This is a genomic window from Actinospongiicola halichondriae, from assembly GCF_049103745.1.
Taxonomy (GTDB): domain Bacteria; phylum Actinomycetota; class Acidimicrobiia; order Acidimicrobiales; family Salinilacustritrichaceae; genus Salinilacustrithrix; species Salinilacustrithrix halichondriae.
Genome location: NZ_CP171622.1, coordinates 36,539 through 53,353 on the forward strand (window position 1 = coordinate 36,539; position 16,815 = coordinate 53,353).

Consider the following 16,815-nt stretch of genomic DNA (forward strand, 5'->3'; position numbering starts at 1 on the left):
CCATCACTTCACCCGCGGGAGGCCGAGGACGCGCTCGGCGGCGATGTTGCGCTGGATCTCGTTGGTACCGGCGTAGATCGGGCCCGAGAGCGAGAACTGCCAGCCCTTGGACCAACTGCCGGCGGGACCGTCCTCGAGTTCGGCATCGGGGCCGAGCAGGTCGAGCGCCACACGGTGGAGTTCGACGTTGAGTTCCGACCACCAGATCTTGTTCAGGCTCGACTCGGCACCGGGTTCGACGCCGTCGTCGATGCCGGTGACGGTCTGGAGAGTGAAGGCGTCGTAGGCCTCGGCTCGCATCCACGCGTCGACGAGACGATCCCGCACGACCTCACGGCGACGCGACTCCGGCGTCTCGTTCCACAGGTCGATCAACCGCTGCGCCGTGGCCTTGAACCGTCCCGGCGAGCGGAGGGTGAGCCCACGCTCGGAGCCCGTCGTGGCCATCGCGACACGCCACCCGTTGTCGACGTCGCCGAGCACCGGGCCGCCGGGGAGACAGTCGTCGGGGAGAAAGGCGTCCTCGAAGAAGACCTCGGCGAATCCTTCGTCGCCGTCGAGGCGCCCGAAGCCGCGCACGGTCACGCCGTCGATGTCGAAGGGGACCATGAGATAGCTCAGGCCCTTGTGGCGCTCCGACTCGGGATCGGTGCGGAACAGGCCGAACAGGTGGGTGCAGAACGCGCCTCGAGTCGTCCACGTCTTCTGGCCGTTGAGCAGCCACCCGCCGTCGACGCGCTCGGCCTTCGAGCGGACCGACGCGAGGTCGCTACCGGCGTTCGGCTCCGACCAACCCTGCGACCACAGGTCCTTGGCGGCGGCCATGCGGGGGAGGACGTGGTCCTGCTGTTCCTGGTTCCCGAAGGCGAACACCGTGGGGGCGAGGAGGAAGATGCCGTTCTGGGTGACGCGCTGTGGCCCGCCCGCCCGGTAGTACTCCTCCTCGAAGATCAGCCACTCCCAGATCGAGGCGTCGCGGCCGCCGTACGCCTCGGGCCACGACACGACCGCCCAGCGGTCGGCGAACAACTTCCGTTCCCACTCGAGGTGACGGGCGAAGCCGTCCTCGGTGTCGCCGGAGCCGATCCCATGGGGGACGTTGGCCTCGAGCCAGCCCCGCGCCTCGGCCCGGAACGCCTCTTGATCGTCGGTCCAGCGCAGGTCCACGTCGGCGATTCTGACGCGGTGTCAGATCTCCGGGAAAATCGGGACCAGCCGGCCGCAGCCGCGGTCAGCGTCGGGTGAGCTTCCAGGCCATCTCGCTCGGCCACTGCTTCGCCCATGCCGACGTCATGGAGTAGCGGTCGTCGTCGATCTCGTCGGGGACCTGCAGTTCGAGGAACTCGTCGACGCGGAAGCCGGCGTCGTCGAACAGGGACATCCACGCGGAGATCGGCAGGTTGAACTCGACGCCACCGGGATCGACCTCGACATCGCTCCAGTCGAGGCGGTGGAGTCCGAAGTACGGCCGGTGGAGTCGCTCGTCGGCGATGTCGCCGTCGGGCGGGTAGCAGAGTTGGAGCATGGGATGGTTGGTGAGGAACGCCAAGCGACCGCCTGGCTTCAACAGGCGAGCCGCCTCGGGGATCCACACGTACGGATCGCACCACAGCGCGGCGCCGTACTCGCTGAACGCGAAGTCGAACGACGCGTCGGGTTCGGGCACCGTCTCGGCCGAGCCGTGATGGAGGGTGAGGTCGACGCCGTGTTCGGCAGCCAGTCGACGTGCGGTGGCGAGTTGGCCCTCGGACACGTCGATGCCCACGACCTCCGCACCGCGGCGCGCCATCCACGCCGACACGTAGCCCGTGCCGCAGCCGAGCTCGATCGCACGCATGCCGGCCATGTCGTCGGGGAGCAGCGCGATCCCTTCGTCGGGTAGCTCCCACGCCCCCCACTTCGGGGTCGAGCGGGCCCACGAATCCTCGCCGGATGCGACCCACTCGTCGGCCATGGCGTTCCAGTGGTCACGGTTGAGCGAGGCGTGTTCGGAGAGGTCGGAGGCGTCCACGGCGAAACGGTACGCCTGTCGCAGGTCATCCTGCAGGAGGACGACACGGTTCACTCCGCCGCCATACCGTGACGGCGATGCCCTCCCGTCCGCACCCGATCGAGTGGCTGAAAGCGCACCCGGTCGCGGCCGATGTCATCCTCGCCACCATCGTCGCGGCGTTGATGATCCCCTCGCCCTGGTACGCGCCGGACGAGCCCGGGGTGGTCTACCGCGACGTCAATCTGCTGGCGCCGCTGTTGATGGCCGCCTCGTCGGTACCGCTGGTCTGGCGGCGCCGGTCGCCGATGCGGGTCCTGCTCGTCGTCGGCGTCGCTGCGGTGGTCTACGAGGTCCTCGCCTTCCCGTCGCCAGCGCTCACCGTGGGCGTCCTGGTCGCCCTCTACACCGTCGGGGCGCACTGTCGACGCGTTCCCTCGCGCCTCGGCCTTGCGTTCACCCTGTCCGGAGTAGCGATCGTCCTGTCCGCAGCGCGCTGGCACGTCGACCTCAACGTCATCGCCAGCAACGCCTTCATCTTCATCACCGTCTGGGTCATCGGGGACAACCTCCAGACCCGACGCGCCTACGTCGAGTCGTTGCGTGAGCGAGCCCGGGTCGCCGAGGAGACCCGAGCAGCCGAGGCCGAACGAGCGGTCATCGACGAACGGAACCGCATCGCTCGTGAGCTGCACGACGTCGTGGCCCACAGCGTGAGCGTGATGGTGGTGCAGGCCGGCGCCGGACGCCGGGTCATCGGCCCGGATCCCGAGCGGGCGCTGCAGGTGTTCGAGACCATCGAGACCACCGGCCGTGACGCATTGAACGAGATGCGACGGCTCCTCGGCATGCTCCGTGACGACGACGCTCCCGTCGCGCTCGTGCCCCAGCCGTCCCTGTCCGGGCTCCGTGGCCTCGTGGAGCAGTTCGTGGACGCCGGCCTCCCGGTCGACCTCGTCATCGAAGGCGACGAGGAGCAGCTCCCCGCCGGCGTCGAGCTGTCCGCCTACCGCATCGTGCAGGAGGCCCTCACCAACTCGCTGAAGCACGCCGGGCCATCGGCGACGGTCGAGATCGTGGTCCGCTACCGCGACGAGGGCGTGGAGATCTCCGTCGTCGACGACGGCCGCGGCGTCACGGGAGACCCTGGCGACGGCCATGGACTCGTCGGCATGCAAGAACGGGTCGACGTCTTCGACGGCGAACTGAAGATCGGTCCTCGCCCCGGCGGAGGCTTCGAGGTCCGGGCCACGTTGCCGACGCAGGAGCCCGTCACGCCATGAGCATCCGGGTCCTCGTCGTGGACGACCAGGCACTGGTGCGGGCTGGATTCCGCATGATCCTCGATGCCGAGCCCGACATCGACGTGGTCGGCGAGGCCGAGGACGGCATCGAGGCGGTCGAACTGGCCGCTCGCGCCCGCCCGGACGTGATCCTCATGGACATCCGGATGCCTCGTCTCGACGGTGTCGAAGCGACCGCGCAGGTCACGTCGACCGAGGACGCGCCTCGGGTCCTCATCCTCACCACGTTCGATCTCGACGAGTACGTGTTCGCCGCGCTCCATGCCGGGGCCAGCGGCTTCCTTCTCAAGGACACGCCAGCCGAGGACCTCGTGGATGCGGTGCGCGTGGTGGCGGCCGGCGAGGCGCTGCTCGCACCGTCGATCACCAAGCGGGTCATCGAGGAGTTCGCCAGCCAGGGTCCGTCGCCGGACGACGGCGGTGTCGACCTGTCGGGTCTGACCGACCGCGAGATGGAGGTCCTGACCCACATGGCGAAGGGCCTTTCCAACCGCGAGATCGCCGACGAACTGATCCTCGGTGAGACGACGGTCAAGACCCACGTCGGCCGGATCCTGATGAAGCTCCACCTCCGCGACCGGGTCCAGGCCGTGGTCCTGGCGTACGAGTCCGGGTTGGTGCGACCGGGTCACTAGCCCGTAGGGATGACGGCCGCTCCAGCGGAGTCATCCTCCAGGAGGATGTCGGTTCGTCCTCCGGCCCGATGGCAGCAGGATCGGGGATTCGTACGGTCGATCCATGACCAACACGACCTTCCCCCCAACCCCCGTCGCCGTCCGTACCGTCGCCGCGGCTGCGCATCAGGCGACCAAGCGCTACGGCGCCGGCGACACCGCGGTGACCGCGCTCGCCGATGTCTCCGTCGACTTCTACGCCGGTGAGTTCACCGCCATCATGGGCCCGTCCGGCTCGGGCAAGAGCACGCTGATGCACAGCGTCGCCGGCCTCGACGGACTGACCAGCGGTTCGGTCTGGATCGGCGACGTCGACCTGACCACGCTCAACGACAAGCGGCTCACGCTGCTGCGGCGAGAGAAGATCGGCTTCATCTTCCAGGCGTTCAACCTGGTGCCGACGCTCACCGCCATCGAGAACATCACGCTTCCGCTGGCCCTCGCCGGCCGGACGCCGGACCCGGAGTGGCTCGACCTGGTCGTCCGCACCGTGGGTCTCGGCGACCGACTGGGGCACCGGCCCAGTGAGCTGTCCGGTGGGCAGCAGCAGCGTGTGGCCGTGGCCCGTGCGCTGGCGAGTCGGCCGGAGATCATCTTCGGCGACGAGCCCACCGGCAACCTCGACTCCCGCTCGGGTGCCGAGATCCTGGCCTTCATGCGTCAGGCCGTGCGCGAGCTCGGTCAGACGATCGTGATGGTCACCCATGACCCCGTGGCGGCGTCCTACGCCGACCGGGTCCTGTTCCTCGCCGACGGCCAGATCGTCGACGAGATGTCCGAGCCGACGCCCGACCGGGTGCTCGACCGCATGAAGCACTTCGGAGAGTGATCTCGATGTTCCGCACGACAATCAAGGATCTGGCGGCACGCAAGTTGCGGCTCCTGACCACCAGCATCGCAGTACTCCTCGGCGTGGCCTTCATGGCCGGCACGCTGGTGCTCACCGACACCATCGGAGCCACGTTCGACGGTCTCTTCGCCGACGTGAACTCCGGTACCGACGCCTACGTCCGCGGCGAGGCCGCCTTCGACAACGCCGACTTCGGTGCCCAGCGCGCTCGGCTCGACTCGTCGCTCGCCGACACCATCCGCTCCGTCGACGGCGTCGTCGTCGCCGAGCCGAGCATCGAGGCCTACACCCAGATCGTCGACAAGGACGGCGGGGCGATGGGCGACCCCGACATGGGAGCTCCCACGTTCGGCGGAAACTGGCTGACCGACGATTCCCTCAATCCCTTCGAGCTGGCCTCCGGGCGGGCACCCGAAGCAGCCGGCGAGGTCGTCATCGATCAGGGCAGCGCGAAGGCGGCCGACTTCGCAGTCGGGGACCGGACGACGGTCATCACCCAAGCCGGGGAGCAGCCCGTCGAGATCGTCGGCATCGCCACCTTCGGCGGCGCCGACAGCCCCGGGGGAGCCAGCTACACCCTCTTCACGCTCGACGCTGCGCAAGATGCACTCACCGCACCCGGCAAGGTGGACGCCATCAAGGTGGTCGCCGCCGACGGGGTGAGCGACGAGCAGGTGGTCGAGCGCATCGCGGAAGTGGTCCCCGACGAGGTCGAGGTCCTCACCGGCGCCGAGATCACCGCCGAGGACCAGGCCGACATCAAGGAAGGACTGGGCTTCTTCAACACGTTCCTGTTGACCTTCGCCCTGATCGCCCTCTTCGTCGGCTCGTTCATCATCTACAACTCGTTCTCGATCCTCGTGGCCCAGCGCAGCCGTGACATGGCGCTGCTGCGAGCGATCGGCGCGAGTCGTCGACAGGTGCTCGCCTCGGTGCTGTTCGAGGCCGTCGTCGTCGGCGCCATCGCCTCGGTCGTCGGCCTCGCCGCAGGCATCGGTGTTGCGGCCGGTCTCAAGGCGCTGCTCGACGGCATGGGAATCGATGTCCCGGCCGGCGACATCGTCATCACCTCCGGCACCGTCATCACGTCGATGATCGCGGGTCTCGGTGTGAGCGTCGTCTCGGCGTTCTTCCCCGCTCGTCGGGCGGCGAACGTGGCCCCGATCGCCGCCATGCGCGACGTCGCCGTCGACAGTTCCGGCAGCAGTCGCAGCCGGGCGGTCATCGGTTCGGTGGTCACGGTGCTGGGCGCGGCGTCCATCGCCAACGGCCTCTTCTCCGGGGGTGACTCGGCGATCGCCGCCGTCGGCCTCGGCGTGATGCTGGTGTTCCTCGGCGTCGCGGTGCTCGGTCCGATCGTGGCCCGGCCGCTGAGCCGGTTGTTGGGATCGCCCTTGCCCCGTCTCCGGGGAGTCAGCGGGACCCTGGCTCGCGAGAATGCGATGCGGAACCCCAAGCGCACATCGGCCACGGCCGCGGCGTTGATGATCGGTGTCGCCCTCGTCGGCTTCATCACCATCCTGGCGTCGTCGGTCAAGGCCTCGATCGCCGACACCGTCGACAACGCGTTCGTCGGTGACCTGGTGATCGACTCGGGCTTCTGGGCCGACGGCGGGTTCAACCCTGATCTGGCCGCATCCATCGCGGCACTTCCGGAAGTCGACGCAGTGGGGAACCTCCGCAACGTGCCGGCGGAGATCGACGGTTCGGGCGCCATGCTCGTCGGGTTCGACCCACAGACCATGGACCAACTGTTCGACCTCGATGTCGAGCAGGGATCGTTCGCCGAGCTCGGCAGCAGCGAGATCGCCGTGCAGGCTGACGAGGCGTCCGACCACGGCTGGGAACTGGGCGACACCGTCCCCGTGCGCTTCGCCGAGACCGGCGTCCAGGAGTTGACGATCGTGGCCACCTACGGCGACCACGACGTCATCGGGCCGTACGGCGTGGCCAACGCGGTGATGGAAGCCAACGTCGCCGACCAGTTCGACCAGATGGTGTTCATGGATCTGGCCGACGGTGTGGACATCGATGCCGGTACGGCTGCCGTCGAGGCCGCCGTGGCGTCGAACCCTCTGGCCGAGGTGCAGGACCGGGATGCGTTCAAGGACTCGAAGGGGGCGGAGATCGACACGATCCTCAACCTCATCTACGTCCTGCTCGCTCTGGCCGTGATCATCGCGCTGCTCGGCATCGCCAACACCCTGGCCCTCTCGATCTTCGAGCGGACCCGGGAGCTCGGCCTCCTCCGGGCCGTGGGAATGACCCGGGCCCAGCTGCGGGCGACCGTGCGCTGGGAGTCGGTGATCATCTCCCTGCTGGGGACCACCCTCGGGCTGGTCATCGGCGTGGGGTTCGGCTGGGTGATGGTCGAGGCGCTGGAGTCCGAGGGCATCAGCACGTTCGTGGTCCCCGGCGGTCAGCTCGCCGTCATGGTGGTGATCGCCGCCATGGCCGGTGTCGGGGCCGCCATCCTCCCCGCACGTCGGGCCGCTCGGCTCGACGTCCTGGAAGCGATCGCTTCCGCTTGACTCTGCCGCCCTCCCCGGCAGACACGTGGCGCCCGGTTCGATCCGGGCGCCACGTCCGCGTCCATGACGACCATGATGAGGACCGATGACGATCGACGAGGAAGGGGCCGACCGGACGATCGCTCCCACGCTCGGCGTCGAGCAGATCACTGCGATCGTGGCCGAGGTCGAGCCCGCGTCGACGGTGCGATCCACGGCAGACATCGTCGGCGGCCTGTCGTCGTGGATGACGACGGTCGACGTCGATCGCCCGGACGGATCCAGTCACCGGTTGGTCGTGCGCCGTGGTCGTCGTCCGGACTCCGACCGCCACACCCTCCCGTTCGGCACCGAGTTCGCGTTGCTGCGTCATCTCGACCGAGCCGGCGTCCCGGTCGCGACGCCTCGTCACTTCGACGACTCCCACCAGATCGTCCCCCAGGACTTCGTCGTCCTCGACTTCGTCGCCGGGTCGACACGCTTCGCTGCCGACGACCCGCTGCCCCTCGCTCGTCGCATGGGCGAGGTGCTCGCCGGCGTCCACGCCGTGGGGCTCACGTCGGCTCCGTCGCTGCCGAAGCACGTCGACCGGATGGAGGGATGGATCCTCACCGACCTGAGTCGTCGGCCACCCGACCCCTCGCTGCGAGAGGATCTGATCCGCGAGCACCTCGAACCTCGCTGGCCACCGCCGCCGTCCGAGGAGTGTCTGTTGCATGCCGACTTCTTCCCGGGGAACGTCGTCTGGAACGACGGCGACATCGCTGCGGTCATCGACTGGGAGTCGGCAGCGATCGGCGACCCCATGGCCGACGTCGCGACCACGCGCCTCGACCTGCGATGGGTGTTCGGCGCCGACGCATCGGACGCGTTCACCGACAGCTACCTGGCGCGGACGGGACGGTCGACCGACACGCTCGCGATCTGGGAGCTCGTCGTCTCGCTCCGTCCCGCCGGAGCGCTGTCGCTGTGGGCGAGCGACATGGCAGACCACGGACGTCCCGACATCACCGCGGACACCATGCGGGCTGAACAGCACGCGTTCGTCGACTCGGCGATCGGACGACTCGCCGGCAACTGAGCCAGTCGCCGAACGCGGCGGAGTCAGGCCGGAAGGACCTCGGCGGCGAGCTGCTCGGGCGACATCGAACCAGGCGCGGCTCCGCTTGTCGCCAGCTGTCGGCCAACACGCTGGAGCGCCTCGTTCACCGGCGTGGCAATGCCGTGGAGTCGGCCCAGGAGGACGATCTCGCCGTTGAAGAGATCGGTCTCGATCGAGCCGCTGCCCCGGGCGAGGCTCTGCCACGACGATCCGCCGCCGCGTTCGGCGTCGCCCACTGGCCGCACGGAGATGTGGTCGCCTCGCCGCTCCTGGTCCTCCTCGGCCGAGGCGACGTCGACACCACACGCCTCGAGGACGCGGTCGGCCTCGGCCCACATCGCCTCGAGCACGACGCCGTTGCCATGGGCCCGCCCGCATGCCGCGTCGACGACGTTGCCGAGGTTCATGAGGAGCTTGCGCCACTTCCACCGCATGATGTCGTCGCGCACCACGGATTCGAAGGTCGAGGTTCGGAGGGCGCTCGAGATGGTCTCGGCCACGTCGTCGGAACCGCTGGGGTAGCGGCCGATGTCGAGGATGCCCGTCGTCGGCGCCGAGCTGGCTTCGACGACGCCGGGCACCAGATGAGTCGCAGGCAGCATCACCGGCGCGGCGTAGACGTCGCGGAACACCCGTAGGAATGCGGCCTCGTTCGCGACGCCGTTCTGGAGGCACACGATGGGGAGGTCGGGAGCGAACGGCGCGAGCGCCTCGATGGCGTCGGGGGTGTGTTGGCCCTTGACCGCGACGAGCACCACGTCGTCGGCCGTGGGCGAGAGTGTGGCGACGTCGTCGGTGACCGGCACCCGGACCGTGGCCGAGGCATCGGGGTCGTCGATGCGGAGCCCGTTGTGTTCGATCGCATCGCGGTGGTCCCCTCGTGCGACCAGCGCGACGTCGTGGCCCGACTGTGCGAGCCGCGCGCCGACCACGCCACCGATCGCTCCGGCGCCGAAGACGATGAACCGTGGCGGGGTGGTCATCCCCCCAGTCTGTCGCCTGTCAGTCGGGAAAGGGTCGCCTGGGCTTCGCTGATGATCTCGCCGATGACGTCGGCGACGGTGGGCAGTGCGTCGATCACACCGGTGACCTGTCCGGTGGGGAGGATGCCGACGTCGGGCTTGCCGTCGACCATCGAGGCCTTGATCAGCATGGGTGCATTCGCCGCGAGTGCGAGCTGGCTGAGGGTGAGGTCCTGGTGCTTGCGCATCGCCAAGCCCTCCTTGACGAGGTCGCGCAGCGACGTGCCGGTCTCGGACCGGAAACGCAGAGCAGCGAGCGCCGCCTTGGGGAACCGGGTGAACGGCGAGGCCTTCTCGATCTCGTCGACGACGTCGGTGCGGATGACTCGTTGGGGTGCGCCGTCGATGGCGGTGGTGACGACGGTGTCGGTCACCGACGCTGCGAGGTAACGGACCTTGGTCTGGCTCGGCACCCGGGACTCCTCCGTCAGGAGGAACCGAGTGCCCATGGCGATGCCGTCGGCGCCGTAGGCGAGCGCGGCGACGAGGCCCCGCCCGGAGTGGAATCCGCCCGCACCGAAGACCGGGATGTCGTCGGCCACGGCGTCACAGACCGCGGGGAGGAGGAGCGACGTCGGGACCGGGCCGGTGTGGCCGCCACCTTCGCCGCCCTGCGCGATGACCGCGTCGACGCCCCACTCGAGCATCTTCTCGGCGTGCCGCTTGGCGCCGACGGTGGGCATCACGAGCACCCCTGCGTCGTGGCAGCGGGCGATCGCCTCCTTGGTCGGAGCGCCGGCGAAGCTGACGACCGACGCACCGTTGGCGGTCACGAAGGCCAGGCGCTCGACGAGATCGGGCTGGTCGGCGCGGAAGTTCACGCCGAAGGGCTTGTCGGTCTTCTCGCGCACCGAGCGAACGGCGTCTTCCAACTGGGTCGGGGTCATGGTGACGGCGGCGAGGATGCCGAGGCCGCCAGCGGACGACGTCGCTGCGGTCAGTCGTGCGCCGGACACCCATCCCATCCCGGTCTGGACGATGGGTACGTCGATGCCGAAGACGTCGCAGGCGCGGGTGTGGAGAAGATCTGACACGGTGTCAGATCCTAGGACCCTGTCGTCGGCTGCCCCGACCGCGCAGTCCTACCGACCGGTCGGTAGGCTGGCGATTCCATGAGCGCCGGCATCGAACTCTCCACTGACGAACGCCCCCGCTGGATGCCGTCGTTGGCCTTCCTGCTGTTGAACTTCTCGCCGTTGCTGATCCTGTTCACCGGCGTCAGTCGCACGTCGCTGATCCTCTGTGTCGTCTTCTACGTCGTCCGTATGTGGGGGATCACCGCGGGGTTCCACCGCTACTTCGCGCACCGCGCCTACAAGACGAACCGTGCCTTGCAGTTCGTGCTCGCGTTCGTCGGCGGCGCAGCGGCCCAGAAGGGCGTCCTGTGGTGGGCGTCCCATCACCGGGGGCACCACCGCTACACCGAGACCGAGAAGGACCCACACACGCCGCTCAAGGGCATCTACCAGTCGCACATCGGGTGGATCGTCACCGAGCGTTGGAGCCCGACCGACTGGGACGCGATCGACGACTTCGCCAAGTTCCCCGAGTTGCGGTTCTTGAACAAGCACGACTGGATCGCGCCGTGGACGTTCGGCGTGACGGCGTTCCTGGTCGACGGGCTCCGTGGTGTGGTCGTCGGATTCCTCCTGTCGACCGTGCTGTTGTGGCACGCCACGTTCTGCGTCAACTCGCTGGCGCACATCATGGGCCGACGCCGCTACGCCACCGGCGACACGTCGCGGAACTCGGTCTTCGTGGCCCTGATCACCGGTGGCGAGGGATGGCACAACAACCATCACCACTACCCGCCGGCGGCCCGCAACGGCTTCTTCTGGTGGGAGTTCGACCCGACCTACTACTCGCTCCGGGTGTTGTCGTGGTTCGGCGTCGTGCGTGACCTACGGGTGCCCAACGAGAAGGTGCTCGCCGGTCCGCGGGTGAAGGAAGGCGCGCTCGACGTCGGCATCCTGCGCTCGCACGTGCTCAAGGCCGGCGGTGTCACCGCCCGCTCGAAGAAGCTCGCCGCCGGACTCCAGGACGGTCTCCACGACGGACTCGACGAGGTCGAGGCCGCGCTCCACGGGTCGATCGAGACCGCCAAGCTCGCCGCACGCAATGCGCGCCGGCGGGTCGCTCCCGACGCCGGGTAGTCGCCCGTCCGTCTCCCGGGTGCCCGGAGTCCGACCTGACGGGGGCAGGTCGGTCCGTGCAGTGTCGTAGCGACAGCGAGGGATGCCGATCGGGCACACTTCGGTCGTGGCTCCGTCGTCGTTCCGGAAGGGCGCCCTCTTCGGCTCGGTGGGGGTCCTCGTCGTCGAGGGACTCGTCGTCGTCGCCGTCGTGGTCGCGTGGATGGTCATCGCCCGGGACGACACGCCTGATCCAACTGCCGCGAGGCGAGCGGTCTTCGGCACGGTGACGAGCACGGAGCCGAACCTTTGCGTCGAAGGCGAGCCAGAGGATCCCGACAGGCCGCCGCCGGAGTGGTGCGGACCGACGGCCAGCGGCATGGCCACCGGGGTGACCGTCGGCGATCTCGTCGAGGGCACGATCATCGGGGTCGAACTCGACCCTGGTTCCGGCTTCGCGTGGACCTTCTGGGAGTCCCTGACGCTGCGCTCGGGCTGACTCTCGGAGCGCTCGATCCGGCGACGATGATCGCGTCGTCGACCAGGAAGTGGCGACAACGTGGCGCTCGACGGATGCTGGATCCAGGCGATCGGCCGCGGGGAGTCAGGGTGTCGGTGGCTTCGGCATCATCGACAGCATCGCCTCGAGGATGCGAGCCAGCGCCGTGAGCGTGGTGAAGAGCTGCTTGTCGCGTCCGGCGGCGTCGTCCTCCAAGCCCAGCATGAGCTCGAGCCCGATGAAGACCGACACGATGAGATAGGCGAGGTCGGCGGTGGGCACGACCGCCACGTAGGGCGAGTCGCCGAGCGCTTCGACCAGGGCGGCCTCGACGGTGTCGGCCCACGGCTGGAAGCGCTCGCGGAGCGGGGCCTTGAGGTCGGGCTCGGTCGCGACGCTGGCCAGCAACTGGGCGAGGATCGCGATGTGGCCGTCCTCGAGCTCCTCGAGGTGGAGTTCGCCGGCGATCCCGACGATGTCCGCCAGCGAGTCGACGCCGGCGAGCCGGTCCGCGTAGCGGTCGGTGCGCTCGATCGAGAGCTGATCGAGGGCGGCGATGAACAGATCGTTGAGCGAACCGAAGTGGTAGAAGATCAGCGCCTGGTTGAAGTCTCCACGGCGAGCGATCGCACGGGCGCTGGCCCCCATCATCCCGTCCATCCGGAGGCTCTCGCGGGCGGCAGCGATGATGCGGGCCTTGGTGTCGTCGCTCGACGATCCCTTGTTGGTGCCCTTGGCGCCGGTGCGTGCCATCTCGTGAACCTAACGATCAGCCGAACACATGTCGGCAGTGGTCGTCGGTGCACTCGGGCTGGCGGACGAACCGGGCCAGGTCGCCACGCCGCTTCGAGAACTGCTCGAAGAACCGTCCGGCCATGGGCGCGAGCGTGGGTCCCGAGAGTCGGTACGACCACAGCCGATACTCCACCGTCGCCCACAACGCCATGAGGAATGCCGCCGGCCCGATCCATGCCTCGCCGCGGTCGCTGACGACCACCAACTCCTTTCCGAGCCAGGGAAGGTGTGGGCCGAACCGCTCGGTCGCCTGCGGCGAGTCGGTGGCGAGGAACGACAACGGGACGTGGGTCGGCTGCGTCTCGAGCCAGTGACGGCAACGGACGCAGATCGGGCAGTCGGCGTCGTAGAGCACCAACAGCCCGCCGGGCGACTGCGCAGCGGCAGCCACCCGGCCCTCGGTGGTCATCGAGACGAGCATCTGCGGTCAGCCCACCGGCTGCCACTCGGCATCGGCCGGCGGCGGGGGCGGGGGGACGAAGACCTGCGGCGCGACCGGCGGCGGCATGTGGGCTGCCGTGGCCCGGCGACGGACTCGGTAGAAGACGTAGAGGTTGGCGAAGTGCACGGCCGCGAGCGTCAGCAACAGGACGCCGAGCTTGTTGGCCAGGACCTCGAGGGCCTCGACGGCGCCGTCCACCTCGTCCGCCCGGAGCAGCACCGCTGCGTACCCGAGGTTCGCCATGTAGAAGCCGGTCACCAGCAGGCGGTTGACCGCGGCGGCGAGTCGGGCGTCGTCGAAGACGTCCTCGAGGAACACGGCGCCGTTGTTGAACAGGGTTCGGGCCAGCCACACCACGAGCCCCACGGCCACTGCGCTGTAGACGAGGTACACGCCCACCATCGGATCACCCATTGCACGCTCCTTTGTGTTTGGTCATTCGTATTGAGCACTTGCTCAAAGAATGATTGAGCGACCGCTCAAAGTCAAGTGACGTCGGTCACGGACCTTGGTCCCGTCGGCCGGGCCCTTCGGCCCTTGGCGCGCCGCCGGGAGATCGTCAGACTCGGTGGATGGACCCCGACACGCCCGCGCGCGTCGCCGACGTTCTCGGCACCCTCGCGATCGCAGGGTCCATCGCCACCGTGCTGCTGGTGGTCGGGCTGCTGGTCCCCAGCGCCCAGGCGAGGATCGTGGCCACCATCGGCGGGTCCGGGACAGCGTTGGCAGCCGGCATCGCCGCCGTCGCGATGGGCGGAAGCCTCTGGTTCAGCGAGTCCGCGGGCTTTCCCCCGTGCGAACTGTGTTGGTACCAGCGCATCGCGATGTATCCGTTGGTCGTGGTCCTGGCCGTGGCCTCCTGGCGAGGCGAACGCTCCGCTCGACTCATCGCTGCGCTGCTCGCCGGCGCCGGGCTGATCGTCAACGTCTGGCACAACGTGATCGAGACCAATCCCGAACTGGCTGGTGACTCGTGCGACCCCGACAACCCGTGCACGTTGCGCTGGGTCGAGGGGCTCGGCTTCTGGACGATCCCTCGTCTGGCCGGCGTGTGCTTCGTCCTGATCCTGCTGCTGACCGCCATCGACCATCTCGCCGACCCCGGAGCCGACTCATGAGCACGTCCCGTACGACCCCCTCCCGCCCCTCGAACGGGCCCGACCCCAAGGTGATCGGTGGCGTCGTCGTCGGCGTCCTCGTCCTGCTGGTCGCATCGATCGTGTTCGTGACCTCGGGAGGCGACGATGCCGACACCGCGTCGGTCGACCCGAAGCTGGAGTACGGGATCATCACGGCGAAGGGCGACCGGCTCCCGACGATGCCCGAGGTCGGCGACGACCCCGCCGTCGGCCTCGTGGCACCGAGCGTCGTGAGCGAGCGGTCGGTCGGGCAGGTCCGCCTGGAGCCGGGCGTCGACGACCAGCCGACCATGGTCGTGTTCCTTGCCCACTGGTGCCCGCACTGCCAGGCCGAGCTCCCGCTCCTGGTCCAGATGGATGCCGATGGGGCGTTCGACGGCGTCCGGTCCGTGGCTGTGCTCACCAACACCACCGAGGCCCGACCCAACTTTCCGCCGTCGAGCTGGCTGGACGACGAGGGTTGGACGGGTGACCGCCTGTTCGACGACGCCGAGGCGTCGGCGGCATCGGCCTACGGCCTGGCGAGCTTCCCGATGATGGTGTTCCTCGACGCCGAGGGCACGGTCGTCGAACGCCTGACCGGCGAGCAGCCCGCAGACGCGATCGCCGCAGCGGTCGCCGCCATCACCGCCTGAACCCGCCCATCGACCACCCGCAGATCTGGTTCTGGGTGCGCGATCGGTACTCCAGACATCCCGATCGCGCACCCAGAACGAGGCTGGCGGGGTGGTGGCGGGGGATGGGGGACCTCAGGAGGGGTCGGGGACTTCCTTCTCGCGCGCTCCGGCGGGGTCGATGACCTCGCGGATGAGCTCGAGTTCGTCGGCCGTCGGCAGGCGCGACTCGGGAACTTCGGCCGGGATGACGAGGCTGAAGCCGGTGGCCTCGACGACCTCGTCGACAGTGACGCCCGGGTGGACCGAGCGCAGGCGCATCGAGTGGTTCTCGGTCTCGAAGTCGAAGACGGCGAGGTCGGAGATCACGCGGGGCAGGTGGTGGAACCGGGCGGCCTCGGGTCCGAGCTGGGCAGCGCGGTCGTAGCCGATGCCGCAGACGGTGTCGACGGCCTCGACGAACACACGGCCCGACTGTTTGGGCACCCAGTACGAGGTCTTGTCGTTGATCGTGTTGCCCGGAGCACCGCGGTAGCCGAGGAGTGCGACGTTGGGCTTGTCGAACGATCCCAGCGCAGCGATGTTCTGGTTGCCGAATCGGTCGATCTGTGTGGCGCCCATCATGACGTGGCGGCGCCCGGACCAGACGATGTCGAACATCCGGCGGTACGGGTTCCACGCTTCCGTGGTCCATGCGTCGCCGCCGTTCACGGCGACGTCGCCGGCGATGAGCCGTGCCTCGCCGTCGGTCATCATCAGGTCGGGCTCGAAGGTGGCGCGGGCGAGCCGGCCACCGATCATCGGAATGGTGCCGATGGGGTTGGCGAGGATCTCGCCGTCGCCGCGGAATGCCTCGGCCACCGCCACGACACAGACCTCGGCGCGGGTGATGTGCTGGCTCATGCCGTCACCGCCTTCTGGTAGTCGGCTTCCGAGCCGGCGAGGTACTCCGCCACGAACGACTCCCACGCGCCGTCACCCTTGGCCGAGCCGGCGTAGGCGCGCAGGAAGGCGTCGTCGGTGTCGTGGTCCGGCACACACGAGGTGGGGTGCGCCCCGTTGGGGGCCTCGACCACACCGGTCACGAACATTCGGTTGGTCCGGCGGGTGTGGAGCGGCGCCTCGTCGGCGAGGTCGTCGGTGGAGACGAGCTTCTCGCACGACACGAATCCCATGGCGGCCGCTTCCAACATCAGGTCGTCGAAGTAGAGGTCCGGGCCGAGGAACGCGGCGTTCCCCTTCTCGTCCGCTCGGTTGAGGTGGACGATGGCGGCGTCGAGGTGCAGCGCCGGCACGGCGACGAGTTCCTCGGAGCCATAGGGGTCGGTGACCGTCTTCAGCGTCGGGTCGTCACGGAACAGGTCCGAACCGAGGCCGACCCGGGTCGGCAGGAACGGCACCCGCCACGCGGCCGCCTGGAGTGCCAGCAGGAACATGCCCTCGTCCATCGGCCGCTCGGTGACGGCGCCGGTCTGGCGAGCGACGCGGTAGTGGGGTTCGAGTGGGATCGAGTCGTCGGACACGAACGCGCTGATCAGCGTCGAGACCTTGCCCGAGGCGCACAGCATCCCGACGTCGGGCCCGCCGTACGACGCGATGGTCAGGTCGGTGAGGTCTGATCGCAGGATCGCCCGGACGATCGACATCGGCTTGCGCCGCGCCGCCCATCCGCCGATCCCGATCGTCATCCCCGACTCGAGTCGCGAGACGACCTCGTCTTCCGTCATTCGTTTGTCCATCGG

18 protein-coding genes are annotated in these 16,815 nt (G+C 68.8%); 9 read left to right on the plus strand and 9 right to left on the minus strand.

Features of this window, described 5'->3' with window-relative positions; genetic code table 11:
- Window positions 1–3 precede the first annotated feature (3 nt).
- Entirely contained in the window at window positions 4–1,167 is a 1,164-nt protein-coding gene (locus tag AB8619_RS00185) for an acyl-CoA dehydrogenase family protein (protein ID WP_436794461.1), read from the minus strand.
- Between the two features lie 64 nt (window positions 1,168–1,231).
- Window positions 1,232–2,011, minus strand: a complete 780-nt coding sequence (locus AB8619_RS00190; protein ID WP_436794462.1) for a class I SAM-dependent methyltransferase — start codon at window positions 2,009–2,011, stop codon at window positions 1,232–1,234.
- Window positions 2,012–2,088: 77 nt separating this feature from the next.
- Between AB8619_RS00190 and AB8619_RS00195 the strand changes: the two genes are divergently transcribed.
- From AB8619_RS00195 to AB8619_RS00215, 5 genes are all read left to right on the plus strand, one after another.
- Entirely contained in the window at window positions 2,089–3,273 is a 1,185-nt protein-coding gene (locus tag AB8619_RS00195) for a sensor histidine kinase (protein WP_436794463.1), read from the plus strand.
- On the plus strand, window positions 3,270–3,929 hold the full coding sequence (locus tag AB8619_RS00200; RefSeq protein ID WP_436794464.1) for a response regulator: 660 nt from the start codon (window positions 3,270–3,272) through the stop codon (window positions 3,927–3,929). Before AB8619_RS00195 ends, AB8619_RS00200 begins: the two co-directional genes overlap by 4 nt.
- Window positions 3,930–4,032: 103 nt before the next feature.
- Window positions 4,033–4,797: an ABC transporter ATP-binding protein gene (locus AB8619_RS00205; protein ID WP_436794465.1), complete on the plus strand. Its 765-nt coding sequence runs from the start codon at window positions 4,033–4,035 to the stop codon at window positions 4,795–4,797.
- Between the two features lie 5 nt (window positions 4,798–4,802).
- Window positions 4,803–7,349, plus strand: a complete 2,547-nt coding sequence (locus AB8619_RS00210; protein WP_436794466.1) for an ABC transporter permease — start codon at window positions 4,803–4,805, stop codon at window positions 7,347–7,349.
- 85 nt (window positions 7,350–7,434) lie between these two features.
- Window positions 7,435–8,409 carry a phosphotransferase family protein gene (locus AB8619_RS00215; protein WP_436794467.1) on the plus strand — a complete coding sequence of 325 codons (975 nt, stop codon included), beginning with the start codon at window positions 7,435–7,437 and terminating at the stop codon, window positions 8,407–8,409.
- A 23-nt stretch (window positions 8,410–8,432) separates the two neighbouring features.
- On the opposite strand, the gene AB8619_RS00220 is transcribed toward AB8619_RS00215, so the two are convergent.
- Together AB8619_RS00220 and AB8619_RS00225 are read right to left on the minus strand one after the other, a co-directional pair.
- A complete protein-coding gene (locus AB8619_RS00220) occupies window positions 8,433–9,413 on the minus strand; it encodes a ketopantoate reductase family protein (RefSeq protein ID WP_436794468.1) in 981 nt (326 codons plus the stop codon).
- On the minus strand, window positions 9,410–10,486 hold the full coding sequence (locus AB8619_RS00225; protein ID WP_436794469.1) for an NAD(P)H-dependent flavin oxidoreductase: 1,077 nt from the start codon (window positions 10,484–10,486) through the stop codon (window positions 9,410–9,412). The genes AB8619_RS00220 and AB8619_RS00225 overlap by 4 nt, the downstream gene beginning before the upstream one ends.
- 78 nt (window positions 10,487–10,564) lie before the next feature.
- Here AB8619_RS00225 and AB8619_RS00230 point away from each other — a divergent pair, with 78 nt between their 5' ends.
- Window positions 10,565–11,605, plus strand: coding sequence for an acyl-CoA desaturase (locus tag AB8619_RS00230; RefSeq protein ID WP_436794470.1), 1,041 nt, complete (start codon window positions 10,565–10,567; stop codon window positions 11,603–11,605).
- Between the two features lie 106 nt (window positions 11,606–11,711).
- Window positions 11,712–12,083: a hypothetical protein gene (locus AB8619_RS00235; RefSeq protein ID WP_436794471.1), complete on the plus strand. Its 372-nt coding sequence runs from the start codon at window positions 11,712–11,714 to the stop codon at window positions 12,081–12,083.
- 105 nt (window positions 12,084–12,188) lie between these two features.
- Here the strand turns inward: AB8619_RS00235 and AB8619_RS00240 are convergent, their stop codons facing one another.
- Genes AB8619_RS00240 through AB8619_RS00250 form a run of 3 tightly spaced genes read right to left on the minus strand, consistent with a single transcriptional unit; the run spans window position 12,189 to window position 13,734 of the window.
- On the minus strand, window positions 12,189–12,836 hold the full coding sequence (locus tag AB8619_RS00240) for a TetR/AcrR family transcriptional regulator (protein WP_436794472.1): 648 nt from the start codon (window positions 12,834–12,836) through the stop codon (window positions 12,189–12,191).
- 16 nt (window positions 12,837–12,852) lie between these two features.
- Complete coding sequence (locus AB8619_RS00245) at window positions 12,853–13,287, minus strand: thiol-disulfide oxidoreductase DCC family protein (protein ID WP_436794473.1); 435 nt, start codon at window positions 13,285–13,287, stop codon at window positions 12,853–12,855.
- An 18-nt stretch (window positions 13,288–13,305) separates the two neighbouring features.
- Window positions 13,306–13,734: a hypothetical protein gene (locus AB8619_RS00250; RefSeq protein ID WP_436794474.1), complete on the minus strand. Its 429-nt coding sequence runs from the start codon at window positions 13,732–13,734 to the stop codon at window positions 13,306–13,308.
- Between the two features lie 158 nt (window positions 13,735–13,892).
- Between AB8619_RS00250 and AB8619_RS00255 the strand changes: the two genes are divergently transcribed.
- A complete protein-coding gene (locus tag AB8619_RS00255; protein WP_436794475.1) occupies window positions 13,893–14,438 on the plus strand; it encodes a disulfide bond formation protein B in 546 nt (181 codons plus the stop codon).
- Window positions 14,435–15,094, plus strand: coding sequence for a TlpA disulfide reductase family protein (locus tag AB8619_RS00260; RefSeq protein ID WP_436794476.1), 660 nt, complete (start codon window positions 14,435–14,437; stop codon window positions 15,092–15,094). The genes AB8619_RS00255 and AB8619_RS00260 overlap by 4 nt, the downstream gene beginning before the upstream one ends.
- Before the next feature lie 114 nt (window positions 15,095–15,208).
- Here the strand turns inward: AB8619_RS00260 and AB8619_RS00265 are convergent, their stop codons facing one another.
- Both AB8619_RS00265 and AB8619_RS00270 read right to left on the minus strand, forming a co-directional pair.
- Complete coding sequence (locus AB8619_RS00265; protein WP_436794477.1) at window positions 15,209–15,976, minus strand: CoA-transferase subunit beta; 768 nt, start codon at window positions 15,974–15,976, stop codon at window positions 15,209–15,211.
- Window positions 15,973–16,800, minus strand: a complete 828-nt coding sequence (locus AB8619_RS00270; RefSeq protein ID WP_436794478.1) for a CoA transferase subunit A — start codon at window positions 16,798–16,800, stop codon at window positions 15,973–15,975. Before AB8619_RS00270 ends, AB8619_RS00265 begins: the two co-directional genes overlap by 4 nt.
- Window positions 16,801–16,815: the final 15 nt, after the last annotated feature.